We start from the raw sequence: 11,370 nt of genomic DNA on the forward strand, positions 1-11,370 counted from the left end.
CGAATTGCCGGATCCTTTTCTATGAAAGATCCAGTCCCGATTAAATAATAACCCATATCGTCATACCAAGAATTAAGTTTGTCATTGCTGATAATTACATCAAGACGCACGCAAATCTTCTTTTTTTGCAGTGCTAAAAACTCGATTCTACGTAAAAGCTCCTTGCCGGCTCCCTTTACACTTAATAAAGACGCAAAATTGTGAACATATAAGGAGGGCTTTTGCGGATCATTTTGCTGCCAACGCAGATCCGATTCAAGTAAAACGGCTCCGGCTATAATCCTGGAGTCGTTATCTCTTAAAACATACATGTGTCCCAAATCGGCTTCACGCTTAAAATAAGCAAAAGAGTAGCGTTGTTTATAGCCAAAAAGGTTCCACTGCTTGATGCCGTTTTGTTCCATCCACTCTATGCGTTTGTCTATAAGAGAAACAAAATCACTTACATCAGTCTCTGCAGCTTTAGCAAAAATGCAGTCGGCAAAATTTATGAACATAAAAACTCGATCACAATAAAAACAGATACGGCTTTGCAAAATAACGCAAAACCGATAAAAATTCTACGTTTGATTTAATTGTAAATTTTAATTAAAAATTTTTGCGCTGATGCGATAAGTCAGTGCGTGGCTTTCCTGCGGTTTTAACACCGTAAGACCTACTTTTGAGTTAAATGCGTTGGCAGGACATGACATCGGTTCAACGGCAAGGCCTTTACGCAAAAGTTTTTCAGCGGTAAAAAGCTGCACGTATGGAGCTTTAGTAGTTACGCTTACTTCCATCTTGTCTGACTTTAACGTAAGGACAAGAGGATCTTTATCATTTTTAAAAGCATGATCAATCTTAACGCCGTTAAGGCTTCGTTCCTTATCAAAATCCAAATTTAATTGTGAAGCCCTAATCAACTTTGTAGGACACATTTTTTCATCCACATCCCATACTTGAGAGCACGGAAAATGCAGGGTACAGTTATCAAGAACTTCTTTATTGCAAGTGATGTAAGGATGCTGGCCTACGCCGTATGGCGCAAACTTTTTCCCGATGTTTTTGGTAATAAGCGTTACGCTCAATCCGTCATCATCAACTTTATAGTAAGCTTTACTTTCAAGTAAAAACGGATATCCGACAGTCGGAATTACATAGGCTTTAAGAATAAGAGAATCCTCGCAGACCTCTTCAATCTGCCATTCTTTCCAGGCTAAAAAGCCGTGACTTGCAGATCCGGTTCGAGCCTCGGTTACAGCTAGAGAATATGTATTACCTTCAAATTCATAAGAAGCATTTTTAATACGATTAGGCCAGGGGATTAAAACTTTGCCTATATGAGCTAAAGGAACCTCATCAGGATCATGCGGCAAAGAAATATAACGATCTTTGTATTTAACCGAGCACATTCCTGCACCGACCGTAACAATCAAAGCCTCATAATCACCGTGTTTTAATAAAATACTTTGTCCGCCGGCTAACATGATCACTCCTTAAACTTGAATTAAACAGCCATAATTTAGCAAATATTTAAAATTAAAGATGAGAGCAAAGCCCTCTTCTTAAAAGCATTACAATGATTTTATTTTGTTTCCGAAACGCTTTAGTGCTAGCATGAGCATCTAAAAAAACTTAAAAATAAGGACGTATATGCTCCGTGAAAGTCTTGCAGGTCATCTTTTAACTTGTTTTACCATAACCGTATGGGGCGCAACTTTTATCTCTTCAAAAATCCTGCTTAGAGACTTCATTCCGATCGAAATCTTATTTGATCGCTTTTTACTGGGCTTTATAGCCATGTGGATAATTTTTCCGCATATTATGCGCGTTAAGTCCCTTCGTCATGAAATTATCATGGCAATAGCTGGCTTGTTTGGAATAACTCTTTATTTTTTATGTGAAAATATTGCTCTTGTCTATTCAAAAGCCGCCAATGTCGGCGTAATTATCGCCTCGGTTCCTTTTTTTACAGGTCTTGTGGATCGTCTTTTAGGCACCAAAAGAAAATTACCTAAAGGGTTCTTTCTAGGTTTTATTATCGCGATGACCGGAATTTGCCTTTTAACTTTTTCCTCTCTTGACGAACTTAGCTTTAATCCAATAGGTGACGGACTGGCTGTTCTTGCATCCGTCATGTGGGCGTTTTATTGCCTCTTTATCAATAAAGCCTTAAGTTTTGGCTATAAACCGCTGCAGGTTACAAGGCACGTTTTTGCCTATGGTCTTATTTTTATGCTTATTCCAATGTATTTTATGGAATATGAATTTAAATTTGAGGCCCTTGCAAAGCCTGTCAACTATTTAAATCTTCTCTTTTTAGGATTGTGTGCATCAGCTTTATGCTACGTTACTTGGTCATTATCGGTAAAACTGATAGGAACGGTAAAAGCAAGTGCATGGCTTTACATTTCACCTGCGGTAACCGTAATAATGGCAGTATTAATTCTTGATGAAACAGTCTCCGGCCTCGGCATTTGCGGTATGTTGCTGACATTCCTCGGGCTTATCATTTCACAAAACGGGATAAAAGGAATTATCCGTCTTATCATTAAAAGGCATGAAGTTTTAAAAGTGCCGCAAAAGACCATCTTACGGCACTAAAAAATAATGGAAGATTAAAGCATCAGTCTATAAATTGCTTTTACGTCATCTTCATTTAAGGTTACGAATCCTCCGGTTGTTCCGGTATTTACATCGCCGTAACAGCATTTGTGCGCAAGCTCGTCAATATCTTCTTCTTTAGCGCCGAGCTCGGCAAAATTACCGGGCATGCCGATTGATTTTAAAAAGCGCCTTAATGCGTTAATACCCTCAAGCGCAGTAACTTCAGGATGTTCAAAATCCATCTCAACGCCCCACACTCTGACAGCTACCTTGGCAAAGCGCATAACGTCATGCTTTAAGTTATAAGTAAATACCGCAGGCATCACGACGGCAAGTCCTGCTCCGTGCGCACAATCATATAAAGCTGAAAGTTCATGCTCAATATTATGACTGGTCCAATCTTGAGAACGACCCACACCGCAAGAGTTATTATGCGCCATCATTCCCGCCCACATGATATTTGCTCTTGATTGATAATCATTGCTATCAGCTACGGCAATAGGGCCTTCTTTAATCATGGTAAGCATCAAAGCTTCAATCATGCGATCAGTAACTTCAACATCTTTGGTATTGGTAAGGTAGCGCTCGTATAAATGCGCTAAGATATCCGTAATACCGCATGCAGTTTGATAGGCCGGCAATGTTTGAGTCAATGCAGGATCCAAAATTGAGAATTTAGGGCGCAGTGCTTCACCTGTAGTTGCACGTTTGAACATACCCTTTTCTTTAGTAATAACGGAATCACCGGATCCTTCGCTGCCGGCTGCCGAAATTGTAAGGACTGTTCCAATAGGCAAAGCTTTATCAACTGTTTTGCCTTCGTAGTAATCCCAAAAGTCACCGTCATAAACTGCACCTGCTGCAATAGCTTTAGCAGAATCAATAACGCTTCCGCCGCCTACGGCCAAAATAAAATCAATATTTTCCTTCCTACAAAGGTTTATTCCCTCATAAACCAGGCTGTCACGAGGATTAGGTTTAACACCGCCTAATTCAACAAATCTAATTCCCTCGTTTTTAAGCGAACTGCGGATTTTATCTAAAAGACCGGATTTTTGAGCGGATCCTCCGCCAAAATGAATTAAAACTTTTGATCCGCCAAAGCGCTTAACATAATGTCCTGCGTTAATTTCTTCATCTTTGCCGAAGACAAAATAAGTAGGGGAGTAAAAAGTAAAATTATCCATATAAAAAAGCGAAAAATCGCCTGCCTCCACTGATACAAACTACTACATAAAGCTCATTTTAACTTACCTCTTTGTTTATAAGTAGAATCGGCAAAGCTGTTTCATTAAATTTATTTTTCTTTAATTTAATTAGCCTTAACTTTCTTTTCACTCAAAATTAATTATTGTCATTTAGAATTTATAAATCATTTATGGAGAGTCAGATAATGTCCCGTGACCTTTATGTTTTTGATCTTGATTACACTTTAATCGATGCCGACAGCAGCACCTTATGGTGCCGATATATGGTAGAAAACCACATTGCAGAAGATCCTGACTTTTTAAATAAAGAAAAAAGACTAATGGATGCCTATGACCGCGGCGAACTCAACGTTCATGACTATATTGCTTTTTCCATGCCGCCAATCACCAAAATTCCCAAAGAAAAAGTCGACGCGATTGTAGATGATTTTGTAAAAAATACGTTTTCAAATTTAATTTTTAAAGAAGCAAAAGAGTTGCTTAATGAGCTTAAGAATCAAAATGAATCGATACTACTCTTATCGGCAAGTGCCGACATGATCGTAAATGCCGTTGCCCGCTATTTAGGTATAAAAGAAGCAATCTCAGTAAACATAAAGGTAGAAAACGGCTTTTATACCGATAAAATCGACGGTGTTCCTAGTTTTAAAGAAGGCAAAGTCATATGCCTTGAAAAATACCTGTTAGAGCATCCTGAAATTAACGGAAAAATCACTTTTTATACCGACTCTATAAACGATCTTCCTTTATGCCTTAGAGCAGATAGCGTTTATACCGTCAATCCTGGTATTTTATTAAGACAAAAGGCTTTGGAAAACAATTGGCCTATTCTTAATTGGAAGCGCGGCTGACTTTAAGACAAATCATCGATATTAATAATCAGGCTTTTGACCGTCATGAGCAGGCCATATGCATTCTGACAGCTTAGGACAAGAAAATACGGCCCTAAATGAAGACGTTTCCGGGCTGCATGCATAAACGCCGAATGTAATCTCGTCAACAGCCGAAAACAAATGACACACTCGCATTTGCTTAAAGTTTATGCCGTCATATGAATTTTCAATTTTAAAATCATCTTCACGGCGGCTTAAGCGATACCACATCGTTTTATGTGCCGCGTTTATTTCGGTAGTCGACCAATCTGAATATCCGTGATTGGTAACCACACTGCCTAAATGAGCAAATTCTTCATTTTCATATTCAATTGAAGCTTTAATCCAATTGTCACTATCAAGATAGACAGCAATACCGCATTGATCAAAACGATGGGTATATTCAAAATCGCATTTTACGGTAAAGGTAAAAAACTTCTCTTTGCTCTTATATTGCAGCAAAGGAGCATTATCATTGCAAAAATGATAATAAGTTCTTTGCCACAAATCCGTATGCGGATCGGTAATAATCTCAACTCTATCAGCAAAAACCGAGAATTTAGAGGGGTTATGCGTCCATTTAAAATCTAAAAAATTCATCGGGAAAAACTTAAAAAACCATATTGAGAAAAATAATTTCGCGCTAAGTATTCTTTATTATTATACTTTCTATGTGTTAATAAAATCTCAAGGATAAGACAGTGTCTCTCATTAAAAAAAGCGGAATTTTTACTAAAAAACACAAGCAGCATGAATTTAAGAAAAACATTGAAGATGCTTTGATTTATAAATTAAATGAATACACGATAGAAGCCGGGAAAAATGATGAAAACAACGCTTATTACGTTGAAGTTCCAATCGATCCGAATAAACAATCTCAACTAAATGAAGTTGCGGAAAACATTAAAGAAGAAGCGCAAAGCATCATCAAAAAAGGTAAAAATTATGCAATTATCATCGAAGAGAATATTTCACCTAAAATCATTACCGAAGCCAAAGAAATTCTTTTAAAGGGCAGCGTATTTTCAGGTGAAGGCAGAGTACAGAAAATTCTTGCTTTAAAAGATTTGTGCAAAAACGCCTTAAGTCCGATGATGGCGCTTGATTTAGCATTGCTTATCATGGGCAACAGCATCGGAGATGATGTAATAGGCTCTCAGCTAAATAGGATCGAAGGATTACTTACTAAAGATTTACATGAAAAAGCAATTGCTAAAAAAGTAGAGTATGAAGATACGGCCGATCGCTTGCGTTTTTACTTAAACACTGATTCATCAAGCTTTACACTTCAAGATAAAAATCATCTTGAAGAGCTCTCTTCTTTCCTGCATCGGGAAGTTCTTACCTGCGCACATTTAATTCAGGAAGTAAATATTCCGCAAATAAAAGAGAAAAAGCGTTCATTAAATGAAGCAAAAACAGCTTCTTCTATGATTAATCACGAAACATACGCGCTTATTGACAGGTCAATTACGGTACTGTTTTTATTTGTTCTGTGCGAACTTACCAAAAAGCACGCAGGATCTACGCAAAGTTATGATAAATCATGGTCTCTTGAGGAAATTTTACTTAAGCCTCTTTGCGAACTGATGGCAAAAATCTATTCAGAGCTTTTATTTCGCCTTAGACTGCTGCTAGACAGCGCAATTTACATAAATTTCATTGATAAAAATAAAATCAAGGAGATTCTCAACTTTCATGAATCCCTATTTTTCCCTCTTGATAAAAAATTAAAGGAATTTTTAAATTTTTATCATCTTGACAGCCGTACCATATGGAAAATAAAAGACAATACGCTGCAATGCTATGTAAAAACTGATAAAAATTGTCCTAATGCAGTACAGCTTAAAAACATAAAAAGCTCTGATTAATCCTTATTACTAGCTTTTCACATCAATCCTGACTTAGGCTTTTTTTAAAGTAAAAATCGTTATTTCTGGCGGAACTAAAAATCTGCAGGAAAAACCCGACCAAATTCCTGTACCGTTACTTACATACATTACCCGATTTTCAAGTTCGTATCTGCCTGAAACGAATCCGTCATTGTAATCGGCAACCAAAGGGCCAGCAAAAAGCATCGTACCGCCATGAGTATGACCTGTAAGAATTAAATCAGCATCTACTGCTTTCACTCCATCTTTTGGCTTGTGCGCAAGAAAAACTCGGGTGTGCTTACCTGCATCTGCAAACACTTTATCCAGTTCATTCCCGTAACTTCGTCCGTCATTAATACCGCCTACAGTTAACGTACCGTTTCCTTTATGCAAATTAACGTGCTCATTTTGTAAAAAACGCACATTAAAATTCTCTAATGCTTTTATCCACGCAAAAGAACCTGAATAATACTCATGATTTCCCGTAACGGCTAAAACACCGTACGGAGATTTAATATCTTTAAGCGATCTGAATTCATTAATTAACTTTTCTACCCTGCCATCAACCAAATCACCGGTTATAACCGTTAAATCAACTTCTTCGTTATTTACCGCGGCAACGACTTTTTGCATGAATTCATGCTTTAGTAACGGCCCCACATGTAAATCACTTAGCTGAGCTATTTTAAAACCGTCAAAATCCTTATCTAAATTTTTAATTTCTATAGTTTCATGATTAATGTGAGGAGTGAAAAACTGCATGCACGTGCCGTAAAACCCGAATATAAGAGCAAAGATTATTACACAAACATTAAGTTTAAAAAGCTTTGGCTTTAACTTTATCAGGCTGCATTTGCGCAAGATAAATAAAAGAACAAACAACAGATCTTTTATAAGACAAATGAAAGAGCCGATAATAAGTGAGCCAAAGGCGGCCTCCATTATCACAATAAGCCACGACGGCAAATCCGGCGACAAAATACCGCCCATACGAGCATAAAAATGATATTTAAGCGCGCATAAAAAAATTATGCCCACTCCTAAAATTTTATAAAAAAGCCTGATTTTAAGCGGCAGTATTAGCGACAAAGAGGCGTAACTCGCCATAATAAGCGCCGGAGTTTGCAGCATAATTTAAAAGTTCTAAATAAAATTGGGTATTAAATTGCGCCTAATAAGATAAGGCGCAATCATGGCTTTCTATTCTTTAAACGGAACTACATCTCGTACCGCATCTGACAAAGATATTTCTTTATCGTCATTATCTATATCAAGAAGCTTATATTTATCATTGCCCATATGAAGCTCTTTCATATAGCTTAACTGACGCAATCCGTGACGGCTTTCAATACGTTCAACCAAGGCATGGCGATCTTGCTCCTTCATTGCGTAAACCAAATCAACGCATGCCTGATCGACTGCTAAAATATCTGTTGAAGCGACAATACCGACGTTAGGAGTAACTACCGGAGCCGCGGCAAGACCTTCACAGTCACATGACACTGACATATTGCGCATCACGTTAACAAAACAGATATTATTTCCAAAATGGTCTACAACGGCTTTTGCAGATTCCATCATGCGTTCCATAAACTCTTCCTTTTTAATATCCCATTGATCGGAAGATCCCGGAGTTGTATGGATCTGTGCTTTGCCGATTCTGCCGTCGGCACATCCTATGCCTATGTTTTTAGCCGAACCGCCAAAACCGCCTTGCGTATGACCTTTAAAATGAGTTAAGACAAACAGCGAATCATAATTAAGTAAATTTTTACCCATATGAACGCCTTTAAACCATTTTCCTCCTCTAACCGGAAATTCAGCAGTTCCGTTATCATCTAATATATCCACCGGGCAGAATGTCCAACCGTTAACTTTTAAAGTTTCGCGATGCTTATCGGTAGTATAGCGATCACCGTCATAGTAAGTATTTGTTTCTACAATTACGGCATCAGGCAAATCTTCTTTAATCAAAGCTTCAACCCATGAACGAGGAATAATATTAGGTCCGTGCTTTTCCCCGGTATGAAGCTTTATACCGATTTTTCCCGAAAGTCTTCCCGATACCTTACCAAATATTTTTCTCAAGCCTAAAGCCGATAAATCCTTAGTAAAATATACAATTGATTCATCTCCGCTGCGCTTATCATAAGAAACGTAGTGCTCTCCGCCCGTTCCCGGAACCACTTTAATCTTATTCATGGTGCAATACCTCTTTTTACGTATCTTTTATTCTTTTCTACAAGAAATATTAATACTTTTTAAATGCCTAACTTAGACAATATAAATATTTTTAATTATTTAAATAAACCTGCCGGTTATGCTGCAAGGATTGTGTTTTACTTTATAAGGCGTCCCGCATGCGACTATCCTGCCGCCTTCGGTACCGCCTCCAGGTCCCATATCAATAATATAGTCGGCGCTGCGAATCACATCTAAATCATGCTCAATAACAATAACCGTAGCACCTTTTTTAATAAGACTGTTAAAGACCTGCATGAGCACTTTAATATCCAGCGGGTGCAGTCCTATAGTAGGCTCGTCAAATACGAATACGCTGTCGCTTTGACCCTTGCCCATTTCGCTTGCAAGCTTTAATCTTTGAGCCTCGCCGCCTGAAAGGCTTGGCGTCTCTTCACCTAATGTAAGATAACCAAGACCTAAATCCATTAGTACTTTAAGCCGCTGAGCAATGATTTTATATTCTTTACAATATTCATATGCATGAGCAACATCCATTGCCATTAAATCAGCAAGCGAAAATTCCTTGTCTTTAGAATTTTTGATTTTGACAAAAGAGATCTCTTTTGCATAGCGCGTTCCGCGGCAGGTGGGACATTCAATATTAACGTCAGGAAGAAACTGTACATCAAGAGCAATCGTTCCCGTACCGTCACAATTAATGCAGCGCAAGTTACCCGTATTGTAGGAAAAATCACCTGCTTTATAACCAAGACGCTTGGCGTCAGCGCTTTTGGCAAATAATTTCCTTAACTCATCATGAATATCAGCGTAAGTTGCAACTGTTGACCGGACGTTAATACCGATTGGCGTGGCGTCTATAAGCTTTATCTGACTAATACCATCTGCTTTTATATCCTTTATATGAGAAGGAAATGTCGTATGCTTAATAAAAGCTTCAAGTGCCGGAATAAGACTTTCTAAAATAAGCGTTGTTTTGCCGGAACCGGAGACTCCTGTCACCACGGTTAACTTACCTTTAGGGATCTTTACTGTAAGCGGTTTAACCGTATGAATTGACGATGTTTCAAGATAAATTGCGCCATTTGAAAAAACGTGTTTGTCATCTATTTCCCTTTTTACGGCCACACCGCTTTCTCCGGATAAAAAAGGACCGATTTTAGACTCTAAATTTGATTTAATATCATCAACGCTTCCTTTAGCAATAACTTGTCCGCCATCAATGCCGGCACTAGGTCCCATTTCAATTATCCAATCTGAATATGACAAAATCTGCGTATCATGATCGACTAAAACAACTGAATTACCGTCAGCTACCAAATCATCCATAACGTTTTTTAATCCTGCAATATTCAGCGGATGAAGACCGATTGACGGTTCATCAAGAACATACAGCACGCCGGTGGTACGGTTTCTTACGGCACGCGACAATTGCATGCGCTGCCTTTCACCGGTTGAAAGGGTTGAAGACGCTCTGTCTAAAGTCAAATAACCAAGGCCCAAATCCGTTAAGCGTTTGGCAGTATTTTTAAATGATTCACAAATGCTAAGTGCCATCGGTCTTAAAGGCTCACTTAAAGATGACGGTACCTTGTCAACCCATTTAATTGCCTCGGTTAAAGTCATCTTGCAAACCGTATCAAGCGAAACACCCATTATTTTAGGAGCCCTTGCCGCCTCGGATAGTCTTGAGCCGCCGCAGTCAGGACAAATTTCCTCCTTTAAAAATTTTTCAACCCTCTTCATTCCTTTTTCGTCTTTAACTTTAGCTAGTGCGTTTTCAACGGTATAAACAGCGTTAAAGTACGTAAAATCAAGTTCTCCTGCCTGATTTGAAGACTTTGCTTTATAAAAAATATGTTTTTTAACAGCAGGTCCGTTAAATACGATATCTTTTTCTTTATCAGTCAAATTCTTAAACGGAACATCGGTTCGTACTCCCATCGCCCTGCAGACATCAACCATCAGCGACCACATAAGTGAATTCCAAGGAGCAACCGCGCCTTCCTCAATTGTTAAAGAATCATCAGGAATTAAGGTTGTTCTATCAACCGTGCGCACGATTCCGGTACCGCCGCAGGTCCTGCACGCGCCTTGACTGTTAAACGCTAACTCTTCTGCCGACGGAGCGAAAAATCGTGATTTACAGACCGGACAAAGCAATTCCTTTTCCGCCGCGACATCAAGAGTCGGTTCCAAATAATGATCGTTTGGACAGCGGTGAGATGCAAGACGGGAAAACATAAGGCGCAGACTGTTTAAAAGCTCTGTTCCGGTACCGAACGTACTGCGTATTCCCGGAACTGACGGTCTTTGATGCAAAGCAAGCGCGGCTGGAACATATAAAATTTCATCCACTTGAGCTTTTGCCGCCTGTGTCATGCGTCTTCTTGTGTAAGTGGATAAAGCTTCAAGATAGCGTCTTGATCCTTCTGAATACAAAACACCTAATGCAAGCGATGATTTGCCGGAGCCTGAAACTCCGGCAATACCGACAATCTGATTTAGAGGAATATCTACATTGATATTTTTTAAATTATGAACGCGCGCTCCGCGGATTTTAATTGCCTTATCCATGTCCTAACCGCCTTTGTCTTCCTATATCACATAGTATTGCGTTTAAGACAT

Annotated in this window: 10 protein-coding genes; 3 read left to right on the forward strand and 7 right to left on the reverse strand. The window is 38.7% G+C overall.

Features of this window, described 5'->3' with window-relative positions:
- Both HMPREF9444_RS02575 and HMPREF9444_RS02580 read right to left on the reverse strand, forming a co-directional pair.
- Window positions 1-497: GNAT family N-acetyltransferase family protein (locus tag HMPREF9444_RS02575; RefSeq protein WP_009142782.1), on the reverse strand; the 497-nt coding region annotated here is incomplete at its 3' end.
- An 87-nt stretch (window positions 498-584) separates the two neighbouring features.
- The gene (locus tag HMPREF9444_RS02580; protein ID WP_009142783.1) at window positions 585-1,466 is read right to left on the reverse strand and encodes an aldose-1-epimerase; all 882 of its coding nucleotides are present in this window, start codon (window positions 1,464-1,466) and stop codon (window positions 585-587) included.
- A gap of 166 nt (window positions 1,467-1,632) precedes the next feature.
- Between HMPREF9444_RS02580 and HMPREF9444_RS02585 the strand changes: the two genes are divergently transcribed.
- On the forward strand, window positions 1,633-2,583 hold the full coding sequence (locus HMPREF9444_RS02585; RefSeq protein WP_009142784.1) for a DMT family transporter: 951 nt from the start codon (window positions 1,633-1,635) through the stop codon (window positions 2,581-2,583).
- Window positions 2,584-2,597: 14 nt separating this feature from the next.
- On the opposite strand, the gene HMPREF9444_RS02590 is transcribed toward HMPREF9444_RS02585, so the two are convergent.
- Window positions 2,598-3,773 carry an iron-containing alcohol dehydrogenase gene (locus tag HMPREF9444_RS02590; RefSeq protein ID WP_040909130.1) on the reverse strand — a complete coding sequence of 392 codons (1,176 nt, stop codon included), beginning with the start codon at window positions 3,771-3,773 and terminating at the stop codon, window positions 2,598-2,600.
- A gap of 206 nt (window positions 3,774-3,979) precedes the next feature.
- On the opposite strand from HMPREF9444_RS02590, the gene HMPREF9444_RS02595 reads away from it, so the two are divergent.
- Window positions 3,980-4,645 (forward strand): HAD family hydrolase, encoded by a 666-nt coding sequence (locus tag HMPREF9444_RS02595; protein WP_040909126.1) that lies wholly within the window; start codon window positions 3,980-3,982, stop codon window positions 4,643-4,645.
- Window positions 4,646-4,666: 21 nt separating this feature from the next.
- Here HMPREF9444_RS02595 and HMPREF9444_RS02600 read toward each other — a convergent pair whose 3' ends face one another.
- Window positions 4,667-5,266 (reverse strand): DUF1349 domain-containing protein, encoded by a 600-nt coding sequence (locus HMPREF9444_RS02600; protein ID WP_009142787.1) that lies wholly within the window; start codon window positions 5,264-5,266, stop codon window positions 4,667-4,669.
- Between the two features lie 101 nt (window positions 5,267-5,367).
- On the opposite strand from HMPREF9444_RS02600, the gene HMPREF9444_RS02605 reads away from it, so the two are divergent.
- Complete coding sequence (locus tag HMPREF9444_RS02605) at window positions 5,368-6,537, forward strand: hypothetical protein (RefSeq protein WP_009142788.1); 1,170 nt, start codon at window positions 5,368-5,370, stop codon at window positions 6,535-6,537.
- Window positions 6,538-6,570: 33 nt separating this feature from the next.
- On the opposite strand, the gene HMPREF9444_RS02610 is transcribed toward HMPREF9444_RS02605, so the two are convergent.
- From HMPREF9444_RS02610 to HMPREF9444_RS02620, 3 genes are all read right to left on the reverse strand, one after another.
- A complete protein-coding gene (locus tag HMPREF9444_RS02610) occupies window positions 6,571-7,647 on the reverse strand; it encodes a metallophosphoesterase (RefSeq protein WP_050778981.1) in 1,077 nt (358 codons plus the stop codon).
- A gap of 93 nt (window positions 7,648-7,740) precedes the next feature.
- Entirely contained in the window at window positions 7,741-8,742 is a 1,002-nt protein-coding gene (locus HMPREF9444_RS02615) for a DUF362 domain-containing protein (protein WP_009142790.1), read from the reverse strand.
- A 99-nt stretch (window positions 8,743-8,841) separates the two neighbouring features.
- Window positions 8,842-11,319 (reverse strand): excinuclease ABC subunit UvrA, encoded by a 2,478-nt coding sequence (locus HMPREF9444_RS02620; protein ID WP_009142791.1) that lies wholly within the window; start codon window positions 11,317-11,319, stop codon window positions 8,842-8,844.
- Window positions 11,320-11,370 lie beyond the last annotated feature (51 nt).

This window comes from Succinatimonas hippei YIT 12066 (genome assembly GCF_000188195.1).
Classification (GTDB): Bacteria; Pseudomonadota; Gammaproteobacteria; order Enterobacterales; family Succinivibrionaceae; genus Succinatimonas; species Succinatimonas hippei.